Annotated in this window: 21 protein-coding genes; 4 read left to right on the plus strand and 17 right to left on the minus strand. The window is 44.0% G+C overall.

The annotated features are described in order from the left end of the window. The first annotated feature begins 109 nt into the window (after positions 1-109). Together YK48G_RS08135 and YK48G_RS08140 are read left to right on the plus strand one after the other, a co-directional pair. Entirely contained in the window at positions 110-925 is an 816-nt protein-coding gene (locus YK48G_RS08135; RefSeq protein WP_203630228.1) for a hypothetical protein, read from the plus strand. 189 nt (positions 926-1,114) lie between these two features. Continuing rightward, positions 1,115-1,552 (plus strand): hypothetical protein, encoded by a 438-nt coding sequence (locus tag YK48G_RS08140; protein ID WP_203630229.1) that lies wholly within the window; start codon positions 1,115-1,117, stop codon positions 1,550-1,552. A 178-nt stretch (positions 1,553-1,730) separates the two neighbouring features. On the opposite strand, the gene YK48G_RS08145 is transcribed toward YK48G_RS08140, so the two are convergent. The 3 genes from YK48G_RS08145 to YK48G_RS13540 are packed head-to-tail and all read right to left on the minus strand — an operon-like array spanning position 1,731 to position 4,487. Further along, on the minus strand, positions 1,731-3,062 hold the full coding sequence (locus YK48G_RS08145; protein WP_203630230.1) for a glutamate--cysteine ligase: 1,332 nt from the start codon (positions 3,060-3,062) through the stop codon (positions 1,731-1,733). Between the two features lie 37 nt (positions 3,063-3,099). Further along, entirely contained in the window at positions 3,100-3,774 is a 675-nt protein-coding gene (locus YK48G_RS13535) for a hypothetical protein (protein WP_232365325.1), read from the minus strand. After that, positions 3,687-4,487, minus strand: a complete 801-nt coding sequence (locus YK48G_RS13540; RefSeq protein WP_232365326.1) for a hypothetical protein — start codon at positions 4,485-4,487, stop codon at positions 3,687-3,689. Before YK48G_RS13540 ends, YK48G_RS13535 begins: the two co-directional genes overlap by 88 nt. 210 nt (positions 4,488-4,697) lie before the next feature. Here YK48G_RS13540 and YK48G_RS08155 point away from each other — a divergent pair, with 210 nt between their 5' ends. Further along, on the plus strand, positions 4,698-5,618 hold the full coding sequence (locus YK48G_RS08155; RefSeq protein WP_203630231.1) for a DMT family transporter: 921 nt from the start codon (positions 4,698-4,700) through the stop codon (positions 5,616-5,618). Positions 5,619-5,686: 68 nt separating this feature from the next. Here the strand turns inward: YK48G_RS08155 and YK48G_RS08160 are convergent, their stop codons facing one another. The 8 genes from YK48G_RS08160 to YK48G_RS08195 all read right to left on the minus strand — a co-directional run bounded on the left by YK48G_RS08160 (position 5,687) and on the right by YK48G_RS08195 (position 13,773). After that, positions 5,687-6,337 (minus strand): CBS domain-containing protein, encoded by a 651-nt coding sequence (locus YK48G_RS08160; protein WP_203630232.1) that lies wholly within the window; start codon positions 6,335-6,337, stop codon positions 5,687-5,689. A 3-nt stretch (positions 6,338-6,340) separates the two neighbouring features. After that, positions 6,341-7,054, minus strand: a complete 714-nt coding sequence (locus tag YK48G_RS08165) for an ABC transporter ATP-binding protein (protein WP_373300194.1) — start codon at positions 7,052-7,054, stop codon at positions 6,341-6,343. Beyond that, positions 7,051-7,830 (minus strand): ABC transporter ATP-binding protein, encoded by a 780-nt coding sequence (locus YK48G_RS08170; RefSeq protein WP_203630233.1) that lies wholly within the window; start codon positions 7,828-7,830, stop codon positions 7,051-7,053. Before YK48G_RS08170 ends, YK48G_RS08165 begins: the two co-directional genes overlap by 4 nt. Next, on the minus strand, positions 7,827-8,744 hold the full coding sequence (locus YK48G_RS08175; RefSeq protein WP_203630279.1) for a branched-chain amino acid ABC transporter permease: 918 nt from the start codon (positions 8,742-8,744) through the stop codon (positions 7,827-7,829). Before YK48G_RS08175 ends, YK48G_RS08170 begins: the two co-directional genes overlap by 4 nt. Positions 8,745-8,795: 51 nt before the next feature. After that, positions 8,796-9,674 carry a branched-chain amino acid ABC transporter permease gene (locus tag YK48G_RS08180; protein WP_203630234.1) on the minus strand — a complete coding sequence of 293 codons (879 nt, stop codon included), beginning with the start codon at positions 9,672-9,674 and terminating at the stop codon, positions 8,796-8,798. A gap of 521 nt (positions 9,675-10,195) precedes the next feature. Continuing rightward, positions 10,196-11,392, minus strand: coding sequence for an ABC transporter substrate-binding protein (locus YK48G_RS08185; RefSeq protein WP_203630235.1), 1,197 nt, complete (start codon positions 11,390-11,392; stop codon positions 10,196-10,198). Positions 11,393-11,829: 437 nt separating this feature from the next. Further along, a complete protein-coding gene (locus tag YK48G_RS08190; RefSeq protein ID WP_203630236.1) occupies positions 11,830-13,029 on the minus strand; it encodes an MFS transporter in 1,200 nt (399 codons plus the stop codon). Between the two features lie 300 nt (positions 13,030-13,329). Next, the gene (locus tag YK48G_RS08195) at positions 13,330-13,773 is read right to left on the minus strand and encodes a GNAT family N-acetyltransferase (protein WP_203630237.1); all 444 of its coding nucleotides are present in this window, start codon (positions 13,771-13,773) and stop codon (positions 13,330-13,332) included. 218 nt (positions 13,774-13,991) lie between these two features. Here YK48G_RS08195 and YK48G_RS08200 point away from each other — a divergent pair, with 218 nt between their 5' ends. Then, positions 13,992-14,597 carry an LOG family protein gene (locus YK48G_RS08200; protein ID WP_203630238.1) on the plus strand — a complete coding sequence of 202 codons (606 nt, stop codon included), beginning with the start codon at positions 13,992-13,994 and terminating at the stop codon, positions 14,595-14,597. On the opposite strand, the gene YK48G_RS08205 is transcribed toward YK48G_RS08200, so the two are convergent. From YK48G_RS08205 to YK48G_RS08225, 6 genes are all read right to left on the minus strand, one after another. Continuing rightward, positions 14,598-15,671: a hypothetical protein gene (locus YK48G_RS08205; RefSeq protein ID WP_203630239.1), complete on the minus strand. Its 1,074-nt coding sequence runs from the start codon at positions 15,669-15,671 to the stop codon at positions 14,598-14,600. A gap of 600 nt (positions 15,672-16,271) precedes the next feature. Further along, a complete protein-coding gene (locus YK48G_RS08210) occupies positions 16,272-18,827 on the minus strand; it encodes a glycoside hydrolase family 30 protein (RefSeq protein WP_203630240.1) in 2,556 nt (851 codons plus the stop codon). A gap of 152 nt (positions 18,828-18,979) precedes the next feature. Continuing rightward, positions 18,980-20,788, minus strand: a complete 1,809-nt coding sequence (gene uidA / locus YK48G_RS08215) for a beta-glucuronidase (RefSeq protein ID WP_203630241.1) — start codon at positions 20,786-20,788, stop codon at positions 18,980-18,982. A 337-nt stretch (positions 20,789-21,125) separates the two neighbouring features. After that, positions 21,126-21,251 (minus strand): hypothetical protein, encoded by a 126-nt coding sequence (locus YK48G_RS13610; protein WP_284692027.1) that lies wholly within the window; start codon positions 21,249-21,251, stop codon positions 21,126-21,128. Between the two features lie 281 nt (positions 21,252-21,532). After that, entirely contained in the window at positions 21,533-22,528 is a 996-nt protein-coding gene (locus YK48G_RS08220) for a LacI family DNA-binding transcriptional regulator (RefSeq protein WP_203630242.1), read from the minus strand. Between the two features lie 197 nt (positions 22,529-22,725). Beyond that, positions 22,726-24,612 (minus strand): DUF2264 domain-containing protein, encoded by a 1,887-nt coding sequence (locus tag YK48G_RS08225; protein WP_203630243.1) that lies wholly within the window; start codon positions 24,610-24,612, stop codon positions 22,726-22,728. Between the last annotated feature and the right edge of the window lie 145 nt (positions 24,613-24,757).

A 24,757-nucleotide genomic window follows, 5' to 3' on the forward strand; every position in this document is an offset into this window, starting at 1 on the left:
CATTTCCGTACCAATATTTTCCTAAAAGGCTAACCCGCTTATACTTGACCGGGCTAGCCTTTTAGCTTACACTAAAGCCACCTTTTAAGGTGTAGAGGAGTCTGCTACTATGAAAAAATTTTGCCTTGGCATTATTGCTGCGATTGGCTTATTGCTGACGCCAACCGTGATCAGTCATGCTGATAAAATCAATCTCAAGGCCGTTAACGCCAATGTTCATCGATATTACCGAACCAACCGAGCCGTTACCATCAAGGTTGGTGTGCGTGACAAAACCGGCAAGCACTATACAAGCCGCCGGTTAACCCTACCCAAAAACACCATTGTCAGTTCAACTAGTTCCGGGACAAATAATAAGGGCCAGCTCGACCAAATTAACATTAATGTTCAGTCCTTGAGTTATGCTGTCGAAAAACCCATTTTAAAGACCGGCAACTATCTTAGCAAACAAGATCCAACTACAAGCTATTCGGCCGCCAGATTTACTCGAGTTAAGCGGCCAGCTTATCGGCTCGCGTATAGTAGCGGCGACCTATATGCCGGCAAAGTCCCAAGCGCCCAGGATAACTTCTATCAAACTAATCAGGTGATGATTACAACCGATGGCTATCTTGAATATTATCGATACGACCCAAGCAGCCCAATTGCTGACCCAACAAGTGGCTTTAAAACCAAACCAACGGCTGCGGCTAAAATCACCGCTACTAAGCTAAAAGGCAACTCCCGCTGGCTTTACACAAAGACAAGCGTTAAGGGCGTTGGCCAGAAATACATTCATAAATCCGGCAATTATCGTTACCGCTTGCGAATCACTAACCTCCATGACCCTCAGACCAGAAACTTTGAAGATGGTCCCGGTTTTTACAGTTATTACACAATTGGTGGGAAACGATTTTATACGCTAATTGGTAATGATTCCGCCTAAATCCTTGGCAGCGCTGGTGTTCGCCCATCTATTTCCATTGTTTGTTCGGCTTGGTTTTGCTTAAAGTAGTCGGTATCAATATGATACCCAGCAAAAAAAGATTGTCTACCATTGCCCCTTATGATATATTCAACGAGTAATAATTTGATAACAATATCATATGTCATTTGACAATTTCTGGGGGTAACTATGATCAAGACAAAAGTCATCACAATCGCTTCAACCGCTTCTATGGCGTTTGCGTTATTGCCAATCACCAACACCCAAGCCAGCGCAACTGTGCCGGCTAAGATGCGCGGCGCTTGGTATCAAAATTTGTCGTCGGTTAAACGGAACGACCGCACCTACGTTAAATTTACAACTCATTCAATCAGCTACGGCTCAAACGCTTCTCATTCAGATTTTGCTGGCGCTAACTTACGAGTGGCCAAGCTAAAGAAGGGCTGGTATCGCATTGGTCCTAAAACGTTCTCGATTGGCGACTTTAAGTTAAAGAAAATTAAGATTAACGGCAAGTACCGGCAAGCACTACTGCAACGATATACGTCTAAGTCCCATTACGCGGAAGTCTTTGTTCGTGATCACGTGGCACTACCGTTGAATAGTGCGCAGTATTTTTTGAAGTAAGCTTAACCACTTGGAAAATCTAGTTTGACTTTCAATGTTATGTAAAGGTGAATTAGGCTTCAAAATAAAATGGAACTGAGAAATAATTTTTTCTTAGTTCCATTTTTTAAATTGAATTAAGTACAGTTAGCGTCTTGCAAGCTAACTGCATAGGCGAGTACCATCTCATTAACTTTGTCTAATTAATCTCCACATTCGTCCCCTGCCGCAGCTTCTCCAAAATCGCCTGCTGCTCAGTTGGCGTTAACTTCTCAAACCCAATCGTTGGATTATGAATCAAATCATCCTGATACCCCTTTGAAAAAGTCATCAGTAATTTGAAAAGCGTATCCATACTCCCATGCGACCAGCGTGCCAGCCGAGCGCTTGGCGTTAATGCCGGGTTATCAATTTGTTCTTTTAAGGCGAAGCACAGGCGCTGGGCAGAGAATGGCACGAGGATATCAGCACTAAATTGCTGCAAACGATCGATGAAATCCCATGCTTTGTCATGGTACTGCATCGTTGTCTGGGGCAACTCCAAAGCCGTCGTTTCATTCATCTTCTCCGCGGTCGCAATCGCTTTGTCTGCCGATCCCAAGTCAAAGGGCTGCTCAGCCACAAAGTATGCAAACATCAGCCGAATCAAATTAATGGCATCACTGGAAATGCCATAGGGTTCAAATGGGTTGAGGTCAAAAGTGCGGTATTCGATGTAATCAATTCCCTGACTTAACAGATCACGAATTTCCGGACTGCGTTTCAGGCGAACACTGCCATAGTATTCGCGTTCGGCAATCAATTGGCCGTTTTTTACGGCCGTGATAATTTGATCAACGTAGTCGGCAACACTTTGATAGCTCGCTAAAAAGCCATTGCCAAAGCCAAAATGGGAGTTGCGCAGTGACCTAACTGGCTGGCCAGGCGTGTCCGTGTCTTCAGCAAAGTAATGGCTAAAAGCTTGTGGCGTTGCGCCAAATAGGTAAGTTAACAGCCACCGGTATCGCATCAAACCAACTGCCGCCTGAAGGTACGCGGCGTCAATTGCTGCTTTGTCGTTAGCAATGCCCAAGTCAGCTAAGGCCGCATCGGTTAGGCCAACGTTGACGTGAACGCCAGTCTCAGCGGTCCGCGAAATTTTTCGCAGCTGGGCAACCCGTTTTCGGTACTGATAATTGTCACGGTCGGTTTTAGCGATCACAATGTCTGAATGATCAGCTAGTAACATCGGCGGCATGCTATAAGGCCAAAGGTACTCACTACTCGCTAGCGTCCCTCTTAGAGCCTGGTGGTAAGCGCCTAAGTATTTTAATGCCTGGGTTGTCGTGGTGGTTGGTGGGGTAATCAGTTCAGACTGCGTTTCCAAAAAATCATTCTTAATAAAGTGATGTTGTTTTTCATCTAAGAGGCCCTTGGGGTAATCGTTGCGGCTTAATTCGCCGTGCTCATTAATTCGATGGGTTTCGACCTCTAATCCTACCTTTGAATTAATTAAATCAGGAATTAAATGAGTTGCGTTTATTGATTTCATAAAATCACTATCCTTTGAAAGACACCAATTATGCTAACTACTCCGATTTCTTTTGATAATTATCCGGCTTGCCCATCACGCCAAATAGTCGCTGGCGTAATTCATCGGCATTCATATCCGGCTGTTCTTGAAAACCGGTAAATGGATGTGGATTTTCATGTGCCCGATTTTGATAGCGGTTTGCCATTGATAAACCATATGACATTAATGAGCCGTCAACTTCGTGATCCATCAAGGTAGCTGCTGGGGTCAACCTTGGATTATCCAAGCGATCCTGCATGGTATCCAAGATTTCTTGATATTCCGGCCCCCACTGAATAGTCGCGCCAAATAATTGCAATTGATCCAAGAAATTCTGGGCTTCATGGTGATAAATTGTCTGCTGAGTCGGATTTTCCAGCGCAACCACCTCGTTCATTGCCCGTCCCTGATCCAACTTTAAGTTGATTTTATCTGGCGTCGTCATCATTGGGGTCATCATAAAGTAGCTCAATAAGATTCTAAAGAAGCGCACTGCTGATGTTCGCACACCTAGTGCGGTGGTTGGGTCAAGATCCAGCATCCGCAGTTCAATGTAGTCAGTGCCGCCGTTAATCATGTGAGTAAGATTGCCAGTCATGGATTTTAACCGAACGCTGGTATGATACTCCGCTTCACTGAACAAGCGGCCGGCTTTAATGTTTTCTTCAACGTTATCGACGTATTCGCGCACTGATCGGTAATTATGAGGAACATCCGAAGTAAACCATAATGCGAGGATCGAATACTTCTGACCTCATGGCTAGGCTGGTCCTCATCCGGTTTAAAATAATTTCTTTCAGCAATTGGGCTGTTGCCAAAAAGGTATGTAATCAACCATCGATAGTAGGTAAAGCCCTGAGCGAGCTTAATGTAAATATCATTCACAAAATCAGCATAGGACTGATATTGCTCCCGCTGGGCTTCCCAGACCGTCCGCAACACGCCGTCATTGACACTGACATTGAGATGGACCCCAACCGGTAGTCCTTGAGTATCACTTCTGGTTTTGATCCACTTTTCATAATACGCCCGCTGCTTGGGTTCAACGTTAGCAATCGAGATGTTCGTTTTGTCTTGCGGCAAGATTGGCGGCATACTCAGCGGCCACAGCAGCTCATTGGGTTCCAAGGCATTTCGCAACGTATCATTGAGTGCCATCAAATAATGCATTGCATCAAACGATTTTCTAGCAGTCGGCGTAATAATTTCGCTTTGAACCTGATAGACGTCCGTTTTAATAAAATGATTCTTTCGCTGGTTACCAAGCGCTTTAGGGTAAGGTTGCTTAGTCAACCTCCCCGCTGAATCCACTCGAATTGTTTCTACTTCAATGCCCATATTAAAGTCACTGGCACTGGCAACAATCTCATTATCAAAAATAATTTGACCAATTTCATCAAACATTAGCATCCCTCCTCACACATTTCTGGCTGAAAAGTTATCTTACTCTAACGCATTTTGGCGCGTTATTCAAAAGTTTTAACCAACAAATGGTTATTTTGATTGTCACTTAATGGTCGCTCTGAAAATATTCAACTAACCACCCAGTTATCGGCTTTATACTAGCCTGATTTGTTATATAATTATTGCAATACCCTTTTGGAGGACATAACCGTGCACAATAATAAGATCAAGGGAATTGGCTTAGCGATTCTTGGCCCACTGCTGTGGGGGATTTCTGGAACGACTGCCCAATTCTTATTTACAAGCGAAAATGTCGGGGCCAACTGGCTGGTCTCGGTTCGAATGCTGGTTTCTGGCATTTTATTGGTGTTATTTGGCTTAGTGACTAATGCCAAAGCTAATTTGGTTATTTGGCATCACTTTAACGATGCCGTCAAGCTCATCTTCTTTAGCTTTGCTGGTATGGCCGCTTCCCAATATACATATTTTAAAGCGATTGAATATGGCAACGCCGCAACGGCGACGATTCTCCAGTTCCTATCGCCCGCCGTAATTATTCTTTATCTAGTCGTAAAGACGCATCGCCCGCCACGGCGAATCGACGTTTTTTCGCTCATCATGGCCTTAACCGGAACCATCTTGTTAGTTACTCATGGTCATTTAACCACGCTAGCGATTCCCATCCGTGGTCTTTTGTGGGGACTTGCCACGGCTATTACTGCAAGTATCTACACCTTATTGCCTGACAAACTATTGCGGACTTATGGCTCAATTCCGGTTGTTGGTTGGTCAATGCTCATTGGTGGTGCCTCGTTTAGCTGCTTTTATCGCATTTGGGATCGTATGCCGGCATTTTCTTGGCAGACCTATGGTGGCGTTAGCTTTGTCGTCATTTTTGGGACGATGTTTGCCTATTTATTCTACCTGCAAAGTTTGAGCTATATTCGACCGACCGTTGCCAGCGTTTTAGGTTCGTTTGAACCCCTTTCGGCCACCATTCTCTCCATTATTTTCTTAGGGATCAGCTTTGGCTTGCCGGAAACGATTGGTGGCGGGTTAATTCTAGGAACGGTTGGGTTGCAATCTTGGGCGGCCATGAAGCAACACTTGCCAGAACCATCACATCTTTGAACGCAAGATCATTGAATAAAAAGAGCTGACCCATCCGCTTTGAATGTTGGTCAGCCTTTTTCATTTCCCTAATCCACTTTTTTATAATGTTCAGCTTCTTTAGCGTCAAAGCCAGCCTCGCTTAGTCTAGAAGCGACTGAGAAGCCAACTTCCTTATCAACGTGAATTTCAACGACTTTCGTAGTTCCTTGATGCGTCACCATTAAGGTTTGAATATTTAGCTTATTTTCGGCCATCACCTTGCCAATATCAAAGATCACGCCCGGCCGATCATTTTTGATAAATACCTGAACGACCGTGCCCTCTTCGTTATAGTCAGTTACGTCCAAGAACGCGTCCAAGATATCATTATTGGTAATAATGCCAATAACCGCTCCTTTATTCATCACCGGCAAGACGCCAATTTGATATTTACGCATCTCATAAATTGCGTCTTCCAAGAAGTCATCGGCCTCAATCGTGTGAACCGTTGTTTCCATGACGTCTTTAACCGTCATTTTAGTTAATAAGTAGTTATATTCATATATTGATAAGCTCGTCGCCTTTGATGGTGAAGCGGCCTGAATCGTTCCTTGAGTCACCAAGCCAATTAATTGACCGTCGTCAATGACTGGCAAACGGTGAATGTGGTTTTCCCGCATCATGTTAACCGCGACGCTAACCTTAGTTTCGGGCGGGACGGTTAAGACGGTTGTGGACATGAAATCTCTTACACTCATTGATTACCCTCCCAAATATGCTTTTTGAACTTCCCGGTTTGCCAGCAATTCCTCACCAGTGCCGCTCATTTGAACACTGCCGGTTGCCAGAACATAACCGCGATCGGCAATCGATAATGCCTTTTTGGCGTTTTGTTCGATTAACAAGACAGTTGTTCCTTGTTGATTAATCTCTTTGATGATATCAAAGATTTCGTTAATAAAAATTGGTGCTAACCCCATTGACGGCTCATCCAGCAAAATCAGCTTCGGGTTGGCCATTAAGGCCCGCCCCATCGCGAGCATTTGCTGTTCACCACCAGAAAGCGTGGCGGCATCTTGATGCTTGCGTTGCTTCAGAATCGGAAACCGATCGAAAACTTCCGCAAACCGTTGCTTGATTTGGTTGCGATCACGTTCCAAGAAAGATCCCATTTGTAAGTTTTCCATGACGGATAAGCCTGAAAAAACGTGGCGGCCTTCTGGCACTTGCGAGATACCTTCAGCAACGACTTTCGGCGCTTTTTGCGATTGAATCTCCTTATTTTGATAAATAATTTTGCCACTTTGTGGTTTTAGCAAACCGGAAATGGTTTTCAAAATGGTTGTCTTGCCGGCGCCATTTGCCCCAATTAGGGAGACAATTTCACCCTGATTAATCTTAAAGCTAACGCCCTTAACGGCATTAATGACGCCATAATTGACAACCAGGTTATCGACTTGTAATAACACAATCATGCCTCCTCTCCTAGATATGCCTTAATAACAGCCGGATTAGTTTTAATCTCATCAGGCGTTCCTTGCGCTAACAGGGATCCGTGATCCAGGACATAGATCCGTTGGGCCAAGCTCATCACCAATGACATATCATGTTCAATCAAGAGAATGGTGATATGAAATTGGTGTTGAACTTTTAAAATGAGTTCGGTCAGATTAGCCGTTTCTTCAGGATTCATCCCAGCTGCTGGTTCATCTAAAAATAAGATTTGCGGCTTAGTCGCCAACGCCCGAACAATTTCCAGCCGCCGTTGCGTGCCGTATGGTAAGTTTTTGGCTAACACGTCAGTGTCTTTCTCTAATTCAAAAATGGCTAATAGCTTCTGAGCTTCTTCGACCAACTGCTGTTCAGTTTTGTAATAACTGGGAAACCGAAAAATCGTGGGGATAAAACCTTCCTTAAATTTACTCGTCATTGCAATCAAGACATTATCTAAAACGGATAAGTTCTTGAACAAGCGAATGTTTTGAAAAGTTCGTGAGAGTCCCATGTCGGCAATTTTATATGCCCGCTTACCATTTAATGGATAGGTTCCATGGTCACCGCTCAAAACAATCGACCCGGATGTTGCTGGAATCACGCCGGTTAACAGGTTGAATAAGGTCGTTTTCCCCGCACCGTTAGGACCAATTAAAGCAACTAACTCGTTATTATCCAAATGCATTGACACGTCGGCAACGGCATTCAAACCACCAAAGTTTTTAACCAAATGCGTCACCTGCAACAGTTTATTCATGATTCAACCCGCTCCTTTCGCTTTGGCCGCCGCCATAATTGCTTAATGGAGAGCTCCCACGTTCCTAATAGGCCAGATGGCTTGAAAATCATAATCAGAACCAAGGCAACCGCGTAGATGACCATTCGCAAGGTGCCGAAATTCTGCAGAACCGTATCCAAAACGCCAAGCACAACTGCGGCCACAAACGTTCCGGTAATACTGCCAACCCCACCAAGGACGACAATAATCAAAATAGAAATGGATTCCATAATGCCAAAGTCGTTGGGGGCAATGGTTTGTAAGTAAGACGCATGCAAAGAACCGGCAACCGCTGCTGTCGAAGCGCCAAGTACAAATGCGGCAAGTTTCCATTTAGTTACGTTAATGCCCATGGCTTCAGCGGCAATTTCATCTTCGCGAACCGAGGTAACTGCCCGGCCGGCGCGGCTATGAATGAAGTTCACGATGATAATCGTCGTCACACAAACCATGATGTACACCGTCGGCCAGTCTGCAAATTGAGGAATGTTAAACATCCCTGCCGCCCCGCCGGTAATTTTTAAATTATTAATGATAATCCGAATAATTTCTGCGGCTCCCATTGTCGCAATGGCCAAGTAATCCCCTCGTAGCCGCAACGTGGGAATCCCAACAATCAAGGCGGCAATAATTGCGACCACGATCCCAACTAAAATCGAGATATAAAAGCCGGCTGGCGTGCTGTTTGTCTGAGTCACAATCGCTGTCGCATAGGCACCAATTGCCATAAACCCAGCGTGGCCTAACGAAAACTGGCCCGCAAACCCAATGATCAAATTAAGGCCGGTTGCCAAAATAATATTAATCCCAATTGTGACCAACATGTTTTCAATAAAAGAATCGATAACGCCCACTAAAATCAAGGTGTTCATTAAATAAAAACCGGCAACCATTATCAAGAACCAAATCACGTTATATTTGAAATTAGCTTTCAACTTGATCACCTACACTTTCTCTTTGACGTTCTTGCCAAAGATGCCGGCTGGCAAAATCAGTAAAATAACAATCAAAACAAAGTACACCACAGCGTCTTTATATGCCGACAAGCCAATTGATTGAACGAACGTTTCCAAAATGCCGATGAGAAAGCCACCAACTGAAGCCCCTGGAACCGAACCGATCCCACCAAGGACTGCGGCCACAAATGCTTTGATTCCGGGCGTCATGCCCATAAGTGGATCAATTGAATTGTAGTAAAGCCCAATCAAGACCCCAGCAGCTCCAGCAAGTGCGGATCCCAGTGCAAAAGTAAACGAGATCGTCCAATTAATGTTAATCCCCACCAGTTCAGCGGCATCCGCGTCAACCGACACGGCTCGCATTGCCCGGCCCATTTTAGTTTTTTTGATGATCAATTGGAGTAGAACCATCAACGCACAGGCAGTGACCAAAATGAGAACTTGAATGTTAGAGATTAAGACACCGCCAATATGGTAGTTAACCTGTTTGATGATCTGGGGGAAATCGCGCGTATTGGAACTAAACAGGTAAGACATACCGTTTTCCAAGAAAAACGAGACGCCAATTGCGGTGATTAGCGCTGTAATCCGGGGAGAATGCCGCAACGGCCGGTAAGCAAAATACTCAATGATGACCCCGCTAGCTGCGCCAACAACCATTGCCGACAATAAGGCACTAATAAAATTGAAGTGCCAGGTATTGATGACGTAATATCCCCAAAAAGCCCCTAACATGTAAATATCGCCGTGAGCAAAATTAATCAGTTTGATGATGCCATAAACCATGGTGTACCCGAGAGCAAGTAACGCATAGATGCTTCCAAGTGAAAGGCCGTTGATGATTTGCTGAAATAGTGTGTCCAAAATGGTTATCCTCCTCTCGTGGTGCGAATGATACTTTAAATATAGTTAAGTTGAACTTTCTTTACTAAAGATTTAATAATTGAGAAGTTGGCTGGCGGGCCAATGGTGCCCGGATGGGCGTGAAATACCTAGTCTATTTGGCGCCAGTAAGCACCTCTACCAATAATCCCAAGCCCGAGGATTCTGGCGGCCGAACTGAATGATGCTCCGACGGCCGTGAAACGCCTAGCCTATTTGGCGCCAAGCAGAAACCTGCGTGTAAGCACCTCTACCAATAATCCCAAACCCGGGGATTTCGGCGACCGAGCTGAATGATGCTCCGCAACCCGGGGATTCTGGCGGCCGAGCCGAATGATGCTCCGCAACCCGGGGATTCTGGCGGCCGAGCCGAATGATGCTCCGCCAAGCAGAAACCTGCGTGTAAGCACCTCTACCAATAATCCCAAACCCGGGGATTATTGGTAGAGGAGACTTACACTCCGGTTTCTAACCGCTTGGCTCCGCATACTACTTAACGCATACTACTTGATATTAAACGAGTTACTTACCTTCCCATCCGTCAATTGTTCAATTGCAATTGGTTTTTCAGGGTCATGGTTCTTATTCATCGTAATCTTGCCAGTAACGCCATCGAAGTTTTTGATTTTTGCCAAACCCTTAGCGATCTTAACTGAATCCGCCGACTTTTCATTTTCGATTGCTTGTTTGATCATATAAACTGAATCGTAAGCCAGTGCTGAAAAAGTTGGGGCTTCTTGATGGTAACGGGCCTGATACTTGTTCATAAATTTAACTGCGGTTGGATTATCTTTGGCAACCCTTGTTGAAAATGGCGTTGTGTAATAAATCTTTGAAGCGTTCTGGTCACCCGCAATTTGAACCAGCTTAGGATCGGCCATCCCATCACTGCCGACGATCGGAACGTTAATACCAGCTTGACGCGCCTGTTTAATAATCAACCCAAGTTCGGTGTAATAACCCGGTGCGTAAATCGCATCAATTTTCTTAGACTTAAAGGAAGTCAAGACGGCATTGAAGTCTTTGTCGCCTGCCGTAAAGAACTGACTATCAACAATTTTACCGGTATATGCTTTCTTAAAGGCTTTAGCCAAACCCGTTCCGTAATCACTGGAATTGTCGGCATAAACTGCTACCCGCTTTGCTTTTAGCGTATTAGTCATAAATTTAGCCGCCGTGCTTCCTTGGAAATTGTTTTGGTAGCAAGCCCTAAAGACATACGGCTGAACCTTACCATTCTTCTGCAGCGTATAGTTGGGGTCAGTTGCCGATGGGCTGACGCTTGGAACCGCGGCTTTTGTGATATTTGGAATTTCAGCAGTCCCGGCATTGGTCGTTGCCGGTCCCACAATAGCGGCAACCTTATCATTGTTAACCAATTGGGCGGCAACTGAAGCCGACGTATTGGTAGAGGTTTTATTATCACGAATAATCAGCTTAATTTTTTTCTTCTTCCCATTCACATTAATGCCACCATTTTGGTTGATTTCGTCAGCGGCCATTTGAATGCCTTGCTTTTGTGAATTTCCATAGCCGGCAGCGGCTCCTGATAATTCCATGTTGACGCCAATTTTAATGGTGTTTCCGGTCGTTTGATTGCCCTTCGTTGCTGTTTTAGCAGTACTACAACCCGCAAAAATTCCGGCCGTCATTACAATTGCTGCCATGTTAAGAACTTTTTTAACCATACTTTTTTTCATAATCGTTACCCACTTTCAATTATTATGTACGCAATGCTATAACCCCAAGACTCCTCACAACACTACCCAATCAGGTTCTCATTTATCAACACCTCCAAAGGATATAAAAAAGACCCCATTCATAACGAATGAGGTCTTAGGATCCTAGTTCATCAAGCCCTCATCATTAAAGACGAAAATAAGGGCTCAACTTGTTGATGTCAGTGTCGCTTTCGCGCTACTAGACGATCAACGTCGGGTCCTTCTTCTTTAATAATAAGGCTAAATTTTGGTCAGCAGAGATTGTCACAATGATACGAACGGATGTGTTTAGACTTTTCATGATGACAACCTCCTTTACCAATAACTTAATGATTGATTAGAAGTATAGCGACCTTCTAATTATATGTCAACATTTTTAATAAAATTAGTTCAAATCAAAAGCATCAGTCGCTAACTTAATCACTAAAAACATAGCGTTCATGATCAACTAGCAAGCCGACACCCGTCATTAAAGCAACGACGACAATTAGAAAAATTATTACAATGTCCCAGCTACCTGCTACACCATGAACCCAGCCGCAAATCATCGGGCCAACGGCAGCTAACAAATAACCAAACGACTGGCCCATACCGGATACCGCAGCGGTTTCGTTAGGATTTCGCGTTTTTAAGTTAAACAATGTCATTGCTTCACTAAAGGCCATGTTGGTGGAAAGCCCCAGTAAAATGCAAGCCGCAACCGCAAACCAGAAACTCACCGGTGCCAGTAAAAGGCTGCCCAACCCGGCGAAAAAGATCACCGCAATCGTCAGGACCATTGTTGACTGGCGTTTGGCCTCACTAATAATGCGGGGAATAATAAATGAAAACGGCAACGCAGTAATTTGCAATAATCCAAGCAAATAGCCAGCCGTATTCTGTTGAATACCCGAAGCCATCAAAATGGGTGGCAGCCAAGTCAAAATTGAATAAAAGAGTAATGATTGCAATCCCATAAAACCACCCAGAGCCCAAGCCAGCGGCCGCTTCCACGGTGAGGTTTGTGCTTGGCCCTTTTGATAAGCATGCTTGGTTGACGTTGACGAAGATTGACTGATACTTAGCATCACGGCTACTATGATGGCGATAATTGGAATAATTGAAATAAATTGCATCATCACCTGCCATGAAATCCATTGACTGATCACCGAACTAAAGCCTGCCGACAAGGCGCTGGATAGCGACATTGCAAACACATACATACCAGTATAAGTCCCAATCCGCATCGGAAACAGATAAGAAACTAGGGTGGGCGCCAAAACATTTAACATTGCAATACCACAACCAATACAGATTGTGCCGATTAATAATCCGGTAAATGAATACACCCGCACGAAATTGCCGACAGCTAGTAACACTAAGTCGGCCATTGTCACCATTAAAATACCGAAATGGCGAATAAAAAAGGTGACAGTCGGTGATAAAAGGCCAAAACAAATTAATGGAATCGTCGTTAAGCTACCCAAAAACCACTCTGGTAGACTAAACGAATTTTGAATGTTCGCTAAAATTGGCGGTACGACGGTAATGGCGGTCCGCATGTTCGCCCCAACCAGAAAGATCAATAGTGCCCCCAGAAGAACCCGGTAGGACTTTGGCATTGTTTCTTCCTTCATCTAATTAATTCTCCTTTATAAAGTGAGCGGAGCCAGGCGCTTAGAAAGCGGAGCGTAAGTCTCCTCTAACAGAAATTCCCGGTTCTGGAATTTTTGTTAGAGGTGCTTACGGGTAGCTTTCTGCCTGGCGCAGCTGTCCTAAAATCAGTGATCGAAGCAAGGCGGTTAGCAAGCGCCAAGTAGGCTAGGCGTTTCACGGCCGTCGGAGTGTAAGTTGACTTGGCCGGAAATCCCAGGCTTGGATTTTTGAACCAAAATGCTTAGGAATCCACACGCTTGCCTTAACAATCCAGCCCAACTCTAATCAAGCTTTTTCTCCAATAGGCGCATTTTTCGCCCCATTTGGTCAATTGTCGTGGCAATTTGTCGATAGCCAACTTTTTCGTACAACCCAATGTGCCTGGTCACAATGTAAGCTTTATGAAAACCAATTTGGATTAACAACGTTTCGGCAGTTTTAACCAATTGCTGGCTCAGGTGGTGGCCACGATAGTCTTCACTCACAAATACATAACCAATAAATGGCGAATACCCCGATGCTTTGACGATGTCCTCTTTAACAATCGCACAAAAGCCGACTAGTTGATCGCCATCCATTAAAACGACCACCCGCTCCCACTCCAAAAAGCGATGAGCAAGCATCTCATTTGCTAAATATTTGCCAGCTGGCCACGAAACCGCGCCAATTTGTTTAGCAAAGTCGTCCCACTTTGGATCATGATCGGCCAAGATATATTTTTTCAATTTCGATCTCCTTTCCCCATATTGTCAGCTAAGTAATTCAAGTATAGACTTAATGGAACCAGAAATGTAAGTGGCAAATTAATTTTCATAATGGCACCATCGCAGATTACGACTTCCATGATATGATACAACTAACTGGTTTTTAAGTTGGCTACGCAAAACAAAAGCCTACCCTTATTTCCACGTTGTTTCGCGTATTTTTTATCGGAGGTCTTAAAATGAAAAGAATTGCAGTTTATTGCGGTGCTTCAACTGGCAATCACCCCATCTATACTCAAGCGGCGATTCAACTAGCCGATTGGTTTATTGAAAATCATTACGAACTCATTTACGGTGGCGGTGGTGTCGGCTTGATGGGGGTTATCTCGAATCGCATTCTAGCAAAGGGTGGCCAGGTTCACGGTGTCATGCCAAAGCAGTTGGTCGACCGCGGTGCCGAGTCTGCCCAACTCGCTGCCCTTTCGGCGTTAACTGTGGTGGCTGACATGTCTGAAAGAAAAGCTAAAATGATGCAATTATCAACGGGTTGTATTGCCATGCCCGGTGGTGTCGGGACTTTAGAAGAAATCATTCAGTCATTTTCATGGGCCAGGTTAGGTGATAACCCCAATCCCTGCGCCTTTTATAACGTTAATAACTACTACCAGCCCCTTATCACCATGTTTGATCAAATGGTGACTGCTGGTTTCTTATCGGCCGAAGATCGCCAAAAGATTATTTTTTCTGACTCACTTTCGACCATTCAACAATTTATGGCCACCTACGTGCCACCACGGGTGCGAACGTATCCTGAGAGCCAACCCAACAAATCAGCCAGCCGTTAGTCAGGCAAATGTGTTGCGCCAAATTGCCGCTGTTAAATAGGGCAGTTGCCGGAGTCGTTGCTGCACCTCTTTTAACCGATACGTTAGCATCCGGTTGAAGGAGCGCCGGAAGTCCTTGCCGTTGGTTGCATAATCGGTCCCATCAAAACGGGGAATCCCACTATTATCCCGATAATCAATTGACACATCTCTCATCAACCACTCGTGATTTTTCATGTACCGCATCACGGCAGTTGGCGTTGAAACCTTTAGCTCAATTCGTGTCAAAAAGCGCAGTTGATCCGTGTGATCGTGACTATATTCAGCTTCCCTCGCAGAAATATCGTTCGTGTCGGCAACCACTAATTGGTTATCCAGCAATGACTGGAACTTATCATAAACCGTCAACTGGCGCGTACTTTCTGGGTTGGTGTATTCAATTCGACTCAGTTCATAAGCCTGGCGGTCATTTAATTCTTGGCTGATCCTCTGTTTAGTACCGGGTGCACCACCCATTTGGACGCGAAAGTTATTCATAATTAAGGGCATGTCCAGCGTCAAATCAACTTCTGAAAGCTGTGGGGCAACCAGCATTGGTAAAATCCTTTCTATTAGCAGGCTTACCATTGGCTCATCAACCGAGTTTAAAAATCGGCTGGGGTTGATGTCAATCGAGACCTGAACGTCGTGGTTGGGTTGACCAATCGTTGGCATGCTGGTAATCGCAAGGTATTTACTAACTGTATAGCCAAAACCAAGTGGGCTGCGGACCACGTACTGCGTACTATCAAACAGTTTGTAATCGTGATAAAGAATGATACTTTGATAAGCGTCCTTGCCAACCACCGGTGAAGGACCGCTTTTTTGGGTTGTGGGGAACGCTTCGACAAAGCTTTGTAAGTCGAGATACTGTTGCTGGCTCAGCACACTTGTCAATTGAATCGTTTCAACTTCAAATCGCAATTGTTTCATCGGATAATTGATCTGCCGTCGATTAAAGTGATCGGTCATTTTTGCCTGATAAGCCTGGCTCAGGCTTCGATAATTTTCCGATTGATAGCCATTTGAATTAAACACGTCATCATACCTTGGCAACGGTTAAACCTCCTCGTCTTATCTTGATTTATTTAGTCTAATTCTAAGGCGAATCTGCCACTCAGTCAAACTGGAGTCTAATTTGCTGGCAACGTTGACAAACCAATATACTTGCAGTATAATAAAGATATATTAACAATTCGAGTTGAATAACGTTCTAAAGCCACTAGTTTTTAAATACTGGTGGTTATTTTTTATCCTTGATTCATGACTTCCAACTAAACTATCGAACAGCGCGTTTTCAAACAACAAATTAGGCCTCCAGTCACAATTTCAGTATTAAAAACGCCATTAGGCCTCAAAAAATCGAGCCCTCTCAATTTTCAGGATATCAAATTGGAGCGATTGTCTTCACGAATGGCGTGCCGTCTAGTGTGGGGAATGCTGAAATGATCATCCTTAGAAAATAGTCAGCACCAAAAAAGCCTGTAAGATCAGCAACTATACGAGCAATCATCTGAAAGCTAGAATTGAAATTCTAAATTTCAAATGATTCGCAAGTGCTGATTTTACAGGCTTTTTCTTTTAGCTCATCCTAAGCGTTGAGATGATCGTTCTGAACTGGTTACTTTGGTTTGTCATAACAACCAGTCAATCTAATCACGCCAGCCATTCAACCGCATCCAGCGTATAAGTCCCGCCAATAACCGTGAGCTCCACTTGGTGTTCACCGTTCGTCAATCCAGAAATCACCACGTTCTCGGTTCGATCAGCCGCCGTTTGCGGTTGGCGGTTCCAATCAAGCACTCGACCATCGACAGCGATTTGCAATTGGCTGGCTGCTTCTTGTTTGCCAATTAACGAGAACCCAACCCCGGCGAATTTAAATGCTAGCTTCGTTGTTTTGTCATCGCTCGCTGTCCCATACGAAAGGGTCCGATTCCATTTAGTATTACCCAAACCGCAAACATGGTTCCATTGACCACTATACGAAATCGCATCGTCTAAGTCATCAAGTCGTTTCGATACAACCGGACTCTTTTCTTCAGCCTTTTTGATCGTCAAATGTTCAATTTGAGTATGATAATAGCCGCATCCAAGTTTGACCCGACCACTGAATTTCGGATTATTCGTATCTACAAAATCAAAGACAGTTTGACTATCAACCACTGCCCGCAAGGTATTACCAACCGCCTTAAACACAATTTGATGCGGCTTGTTCAGATCCAAGTTATCAACATGAGTTAGTGAAACTACCTGATCATCCTTGATTAACTGGCAGAGACCGTCACTAAACAATTTAAACACATACGGTGCGCTTTCAAGGTGGCCCTTGACATCCGTCAATTCCCGCAAACCAATTCCAAAATAGTTTCCGGCTGGCGAATTTTGTTGGGTCTGGTTATCAAATTTTATCGTGGTCATCACCGAATAATCCGTCCACTTATCATCACCAATCGTCAAATTAGGCGCAAATGAATATTCCCAATCCAGCGCTCGCTCGTCTTCTGTAATCATCTGTTGCAAGACCTGATAACCCTCTTGGCTGACCACCTCAAAGGCACCCCCTTGATCAGTAGTGTAGCGGGGCGTATTACCGCGAGACGCTAAGTAATTGTTCGGATACTTTCCATACGAAAAGTCATCGTCATATAAAACGCCTGAGTGGTTATTAATTCCCAGCGTGTAATCATCATGGCGACTAACCAGCCGACGATAAGCGACTTCATCATCATTTTGCAGATCCAGCGTGGTTACCGTCACTATTGAATGGGGATTAACCACAATATCTGCTTGACCATCAACCGGCATAATCGTTTCTCTAAGTTGCTTCAAATGTTGATCATAATCTTCGTTAGGTTGATGAGGACCAACGCTTTGCCAAATAAACAGCTTTGGGTTTGCATCTGCCGCTAAGTGCGTGATTTCGATGTGATAAGTTCTCGCCTGCGCACTATCATTGACCATCACCGTTGAAAAGTCGTGCTTATCAGGTGCCATTAGCGTGAGATAGCTGGGGGCATCGCGGTGATGATCTAAATTTTCGGTTCCGCCGACACCACTATCGCAGGCCTTAGTCAAGTAGCGCCAAGCATTCTCATCTGCCCAACCGGCTTTGGCAAAGTCGCTAAAATGTTTCATACACTGTAACCCAACGTTATCAACCTCAAAATGACCAGACCACGGTCGACTGGCCGCAATCAATTCTTTATGGCTATAATTGACACCGGGATAATAAGCCGAAACGGCCGGTTGAAAAATATAAAAACTTCGCCTCGATTTTACGTAACTTTTGATGAGCCTGTTAGCCACATCCAGGCCGCTCTGAACGCCGCCAATGCCGTCACCGTTTGATGCCTTCACTCGATATTTGCCAAAGGTCATTGGCGCAATACCTTCGCTGTACCAGACTTCATGGTGATATTGATCAGCCAGCTGCGTGAAGGGTTGTTGAGCGCCGTCATTCGTATTGTAATGGAAGCCCACTGCGGCAACTTGTTTTCTCAGTTCTGGATCAGCCACCATCATGTCGCCGAAGTCAGTTTCATAGTTTTGATCAGCGGCAATCAGTTTAATTTGCTGATAAGCGCTCACCGGAAACCCTTCTGGAAACTCAGTTTGGTCATGACGCAATCGGTTTGCGAACCATTTAATCCACTTAACCATTGGATGTTTGGTTTCGTTTCGATCCGGGTCAACGTAGTCAATCAAGTAGCCATATTGCTGATAGGCCGCAATGATTGTCTGTTTATACCACTGATACATGGGTTCAAAAGCAGATTCTGGCACGTTCTGATCCGGATCGTCGGTTTTCACGTTGGCACATGCCTGTCGCAAAAAGCCAGGTTCGCCCCAACGAAGAAGCGCGGATTTAAGATTCGGTTGAACTTCTTTTGCATCGGCAACCAATTGAAACCCAGCACCACGCTGGACGTTAGCCGCTTCTCCTTGATGGCGAATTGTTGCCGGTTCGGTTCCCGATGATGTATTGCCATCATCACCCATTTCTAACTTAATCATCCGCATTAACGGGTGTTTGCCGCCAAATAAAATCTGGAGAATCTGACGATAGCTATCTTCGTGTTCCCATTTATAATCCAGTAACAAACGGGATGAATTATTACAACTAAGGTAGCCAAATCCCTTGAAAGTGTTGGCGTCCCCAGCACTCAAATCCAGCTGGTCACCATCAATGACAAAGCTTGTGTTATTCATCTGTGTTGCCTCCCTTTACACTTGATAAAAGCAGTGACCAATGCAAATTCACATGGTCACTCCTGCTTATTTTAATTTAGTTATATGATTAATTATAGATTGGTCCCATGTGCCCCTCAGCCGATTGATCGTTTCGAGGCACTTGGCTCCGCTCAGTTTGCCTTATAATCCAATGGTAAACTGTTCCAACGCTTTCGCAGATAGAAGGCCGCCGCTTTTGGTTGACGATCACGGGTGAAAATCCCCTTCTTATTACCATTAACCCGCATATTACCTTCAACCGTCTGAAAGTCAGCTAAATTCCAAGGCTGCTCGCCGCGAATAAAGTCGTAGTCGTCAAAGACCCGGTTGAACATTTCTAAGAGTTCGATCTGATACTCTTCGCTCCACATAATAGACGGTAATTTGTGCAACCCCGGTTCAGTGTCCGCACCATACTCAGAGAAGACGATCGGCTTATCAATGTCGGAATTCTGCCACTCATCCAACTCAGCCCGCAAGCCAGCTTCACCATCAGAGATTTCATACCCCCACTTGTGGTACCAGCCGGGATACCGATTCAGCAGATAAAAGTCTGGGAACTTCAAACACTTAGACGTTTCAAAGGTATCATCTTCATTCAGGGTGAACGTCCGGGGCCGTTTTTGCGGATCTAAGTCCGCACTGTCGTTGAACAGCTTAGTGAAGTATGGTACGGCCGATTCTGTCGACGTATCCGGCTCATTACACAAACTCCAAGCCAAGACACTTGGGTGATTCTTATCTCGCTTGATCATATCTTTAACTTGATCAATATGTTTCTTGTAAAGCTCATCGATCCAATCACCATCAAAGAACGACTGATCAAGCCCGCCCAAGAAGCTTGCGGCGGCCATCTTAAATCCAACTGCCGGTACTTCATCGGTAATTAAGATGCCTTCACGATCTGCCAACTTGTAGACTTGCTCGTCATATGGATAATGCGAACTTCTAAAGGAATTGGCGCCAATCCATTTGAGAAGGTTCACGTCTCGGCGTTCAACGTTCAAGTCAAAAGCCCGCCCAGCATAAATGCTATCTTCGTGACGGCCAAAGCCCTTCAAATAGATTGGTTTGTGGTTTACCAAAATCTGATGTCCCTTAATTTCAATGGTTCGCAAACCAATTTTATCGGCATACTCATCGAGAACTTTATCATTCTTAACAAGTTGAATCCGAATTGTATACAAATAGGCATCGCGAACTTGCCAAAGGGTGGGGTTCTTTACAACTAGTTCGCCTTTTTGACCGGTCGCAGCCGCAACGACAACGCCATCCTCGTCAGCTAAGCTAACTTTAATGTCAGCATCCGAATCAGCTGCCACTTGGTAATGAACGGTTGCTTGATCATCACTCACTTCATAGCTGGTTGAGTAGTCATAGATATTGCCTTGGGGAATCGCCAACAGATGCACGCTCCGGTTCAGGCCAGAATAATTATAAAAGTCAAAGAAGGGCTTAACCATCCGCTTGCCGTTTTTCAAAGTAACGGTATCACCAGCAGGTAGCGCATCGCGGTGTAATTCATTGTTGATTTTAACCGCAATGATATTTTCTTCACCCAAGTTTACCGCAGCCGTAACATCAGCAGTAAATGGCAGGAAGCCACCTTCGTGCGAGCGAATTTTTTGGCCATTCACATATACGACCGCGCGATGAGTTGCCGCCCCAAATCGCAATTCAACTTTTTTACCAGCAAAATGCTGAGGGATGAACACTTTCTTTAAGTACCAAAAGTCTCCCGTGTATTCGCGGGCATCCTTGTCCGTAAAGAAATCATTAAAGCTAGCTGGAACCGGCATCTCGATTGGATCAGCTAATCCCTTGGCCCAGCCGTTTTGCTCACCTTCAGACGCTGGATCAAACTTAAAATCCCATAAACCATCTAACTTTTGATCTTCCCGATACGCATTGGTAACTGGATATAATAGACCTTTCTCCATTATTAATCCTCCCATTTATTTATACTTGAGGTTGAAGTAACCGCTTTCTTTTAACATCTTAAGTTTACTATTTTACGATAAATAGTCAATGGATTTTAGTAAAATAAATGAGCGTTTTACGAATAAAAAGATTTGCGTGATCAAAAGTTAACTAATCAAATTTGCAGGCATTCAAGTTAATTAACTGATACAGTTAATGCCCTTCGTTATGTAGAAATTAATTGATATTTAGTAAAAGCTTCTTATTGATACTTAATTTTACCTTCATTTTATTACTATATAAAAAGCGGCCATTTCATCTCAACATGAAATAGTCGCCCCATTCAATTTTACTTGATTATTTTTCATTACTGGTAATGACCTGATTCCAGAATAGTCGATTCTTCAACTTACCCTTTGATGAACTCAAATCGAGTTCTCTTCTTTCATTAACTCTTGCCAAAATCCCCTTCAGTGTCTTCATAAACAGGGCCTCCTTATCAAATTCTGTGAAAGATTTAATTTTCCTCTCAGCATTAATTATAGTGCGATCCAACAAGTTTCGTTAAATAATTTGCCTAAAAATTTTGGTACTATCTTAAGAAACTAATCAGCTAAGTTGAATTTGAACCCTGCTCATTTGGTATTTTGTTTTTAAGACTGTTTTTGAAGGTTAAAAAGATCTTCTGGATAAGAATTAGTTGGCAATTGAAATTGGCAGCCGAGCTGAATGACGCTCCAATCGACCCACTTAGCATATGGCTGCTATAAACTACTCTCCCGCTCCATTAGCTCTGTGGCAATCACCGTCAATTCCGGAATTTTCTTAGGGTCTTTCATTCGCTGATCCAACAATTCAATGGCGCGCTCACCCATTAATTCCGTATGGACGTGAACAGTGGTCAAGGCCGGGCTCGTATACTTAGCAATCGCCACGTCGTTAAAACTAATCAGGCTCACTCTATCTGGGACATCGATTTTATTTTGCTGGAGAGCTCGCAAAACGCCAACCGCCATTGAATCACTCCCGATCATAAAGCCATGGGGTAATTGATCACCCAGCGTCTTGATCGCTTTGCTCATCAATTCATAGCCAGAATCTGGGCCAAAGGGACCTTGAAAAACAAACTGATCGTTATATAATCCTTTTTGCTTTAAGTAAGCGTTAAATGTTGCCACCCGTGGATCTCTGACCCCTAGTTTTTCGGTGGTCGTCCGTTCCTCGCCGGCAATCATGCCAATATCACGAATCCCCCGCTTAATAAACCGATCGATAATCTTCATAACTGGGGTTTCAAAATCGCTTCGAACACTATCACAGCCATAGCCTAGATAATTTTCACCGATAAAAATCAGCGGCAGCTTATATGATTGTAAAGTAGTTACCTCGGTCTTATCATATTTGCCGACAGCAATGATGCCACTATATTTTTTCATCTTATTCTTATCAATTGATTCATAAGTAATTCGCTCAATCGATGACCCTAAAGTTGCTGCCCGATTTTCAATTCCATACTGAATCTGCAAATAATACAGATCGTTTAATTCCTCTTTGTCAGAATGCCACTGAACAACGGCAATTTCTTTACCGGCTTTTGGGGCGCGCTTCGTGCGTTTTTTATACTGAAGCTTTTCAGCTACTTCTAACACTCGTCGTCTGGTATCATCGCCCACTGATAAGGTATCGTCAAAATTTAAGATTCTAGAAACTGTTGAAATGGAAACGCCAGCTTGCTTCGCTACGTCCTTAATCGTTGTCATATTATCACCCTAATAACTCAATATTGTATTTGGAAAAATTCCCCGCGTATTTGATTATAATCGTCTATGATACCGTTTTAGTTTACCACTTGTTCACTAGCGAATAAACAATCTACCCCAGCTTGAACCAAATTTTTGGTAAATAAAAAGGCCAGCCCCAGAATTGTCCTGACGATGGCCCTTTTATTTATTGCTGACTAAAATTCTGAGAACGTTGCTTTAACCTCATGGTCATTAAAGCTAATGGTCAACTGATTCCCATTTAATTTGACATCTGGGATTATTAAGTTGCCATTATCATCGAGGCTTTCCAGTTCACGATCACCCAAGTATAGCGAAACCAATGTATATTGACCTGGTTTTAGCACACCCGTCTGCATTGGAATCTTAGTCTTCGGGAAATACAGGCTGGTATTGGGCTCAGGGACTGACAATTCAGCCGTCAATTCTTTTGATAGGCCAACGATACCGGTAATCCCGACTTCAGTGCGATAAAAGATTGCATTAGCCGCGCTGCTTGGCATTTCTTTTTGATTCTCCAGGCCGTAGTCTGGTGCCGCGAAGCTCCCTTCGGCCAGATGTAGCGTCCGCTTGGTATTAATTTGGTGAACCCGAACATGCCAAGGCATTGCCGGGACAACGTAGTTCTTAATCTCAACGTCATCCCATGGCTTCCAATCGGAGTATACATAGTCATCATGAATGGCATAGTCTTCGTATTTAAAGGCCGTCCGCCAAAAGTTTTCGCTTTCAGAAACCGCCAAAGTATTGTCAAAAGCACCTTGTTTAAGCAGCGTTCTGGCTTTAGCGGTACTGAAGCCAAAAGTCGTCGAGTAAACATACTTTTCATACTTATCTTCACCGTGAGCATGTTCATGAGAATGCTGACCAGCTGTAAACGCTTGAACTTCTAAGCCGTTTTGACTATGCGCGATGAGCATTCTTGGCTCTGGTTGCTTCTTTAGGGCTTCAAACTTGAAGTCATCGTTTTCTTTAGTTGTCCAGAACGGATCATCATCTGGGAGGGCGAAGAAGATAAAGGTTTTAAGTGCCCAGTATGCCGAAGCCGGTCCGTTATAGCCTTCCGCAAAGTTCATGTTTGGATAAGAATAGCCAATTGGAATTAGCCCATCGCTTTGGAAAATGTTTTGCTTAAACCACCAACGTAAGTTATTCAACAGCAAATGCTTAATGTCGCCAATGGTATAGTCATCCGGCAGGTCAACGTGCGCATAGGCACAGGCCGCCCAAAAGGCAGCTTGGGCAAAGCGGTAGTCAAGACTTCGGCCATATGGCAAAGCAGCTCCATCGGCCGCAAACCAATTAGCATAGCTCGGGACAAAGGCTTTAGCACGTTCTTTCAATAACTTTGACTGTTCATTATCCGTGTGAGCAAGGCCAACTGTCAAAATGGTAAAGAACTGATAAGCAAATGGAATGTAATTATCAATCTGATTGACATAACCATCATAGGACCAGCCATGACCTAAGTATTGCTTATTGGTAATTGCGTAATCTTCATCAATTAATTCCGAGTTATCCATGTAACCAGAATCCGTGATGAATTGATTAACCATGGCTCTAAAAAACAGCCAGTTCGTCTTAGGAATGACTTTATGATTAACCTGGTCCATCCACTTAACGATGGTCTTTTGCTTTGGCACGGACAAGTTATCCCAGAAGGTTGCCTTGGTTTCATATAGAAAGGCGGTCAATGCCCCCATTTCAACGAAGACCTGATCATAATCGCCGAGATCACCACCCCAATAATCAGGGGACTGCGGATCGGTACCAGCTAGAATCCCTTGAGTCGTTAATTCGTACCACTGGGGTTGTTCATAGATGCGCTTCTTATCAGCGAAGAAGGGGCCTAACCCCCAAAGTAGGCGCATGAAGCCCTCTACTTCGGTTTTATCTTGGATATAAACCGCGCCGCTATCACTCATCCGAAAGCGGCCTTTGCGTTTTTGCTGGCTTAAGACGGCCATTGCTGGCGTTAATATATCAACTAAAGCGGCCTTAACGTCGGCTTTGCTACGTAAGGGATTATCTTTAATTTGTTCATTAAATAGTTTTCGTTTCAACTAAAGTTCACCTCATTCAATTCAATTTGTAAGCGCTTTAACGGTTTCAGAATAACGCTTACTTTAGTAAAATACAAGTTTGTTTTATTTAATTTTTCTAAAAGTTTTACAAAAAATAATCGAGCCAGAACAATTTCCAGCTCAA

The organism is Lentilactobacillus fungorum, assembly GCF_016860605.1.
GTDB lineage: Bacteria > Bacillota > Bacilli > Lactobacillales > Lactobacillaceae > Lentilactobacillus > Lentilactobacillus fungorum.

Coding starts and splice junctions, on each gene's coding strand:
- YK48G_RS08135 (WP_203630228.1), top strand. CDS start 110: ATGAAAAAATTTTGCCTTGGCATTATTGCTGCGATTGGCTTATTGCTG.
- YK48G_RS08140 (WP_203630229.1), top strand. CDS start 1,115: ATGATCAAGACAAAAGTCATCACAATCGCTTCAACCGCTTCTATGGCG.
- YK48G_RS08145 (WP_203630230.1), bottom strand. CDS start 3,062: ATGAAATCAATAAACGCAACTCATTTAATTCCTGATTTAATTAATTCA.
- YK48G_RS13540 (WP_232365326.1), bottom strand. CDS start 4,487: ATGTTTGATGAAATTGGTCAAATTATTTTTGATAATGAGATTGTTGCC.
- YK48G_RS08160 (WP_203630232.1), bottom strand. CDS start 6,337: ATGAGTGTAAGAGATTTCATGTCCACAACCGTCTTAACCGTCCCGCCC.
- YK48G_RS08165 (WP_373300194.1), bottom strand. CDS start 7,054: ATGATTGTGTTATTACAAGTCGATAACCTGGTTGTCAATTATGGCGTC.
- YK48G_RS08170 (WP_203630233.1), bottom strand. CDS start 7,830: ATGAATAAACTGTTGCAGGTGACGCATTTGGTTAAAAACTTTGGTGGT.
- YK48G_RS08175 (WP_203630279.1), bottom strand. CDS start 8,744: ATGGTTGCCGGTTTTTATTTAATGAACACCTTGATTTTAGTGGGCGTT.
- YK48G_RS08185 (WP_203630235.1), bottom strand. CDS start 11,392: ATGAAAAAAAGTATGGTTAAAAAAGTTCTTAACATGGCAGCAATTGTA.
- YK48G_RS08190 (WP_203630236.1), bottom strand. CDS start 13,029: ATGAAGGAAGAAACAATGCCAAAGTCCTACCGGGTTCTTCTGGGGGCA.
- YK48G_RS08200 (WP_203630238.1), top strand. CDS start 13,992: ATGAAAAGAATTGCAGTTTATTGCGGTGCTTCAACTGGCAATCACCCC.
- YK48G_RS08210 (WP_203630240.1), bottom strand. CDS start 18,827: ATGAATAACACAAGCTTTGTCATTGATGGTGACCAGCTGGATTTGAGT.
- uidA (WP_203630241.1), bottom strand. CDS start 20,788: ATGGAGAAAGGTCTATTATATCCAGTTACCAATGCGTATCGGGAAGAT.
- YK48G_RS13610 (WP_284692027.1), bottom strand. CDS start 21,251: ATGAAGACACTGAAGGGGATTTTGGCAAGAGTTAATGAAAGAAGAGAA.
- YK48G_RS08220 (WP_203630242.1), bottom strand. CDS start 22,528: ATGACAACGATTAAGGACGTAGCGAAGCAAGCTGGCGTTTCCATTTCA.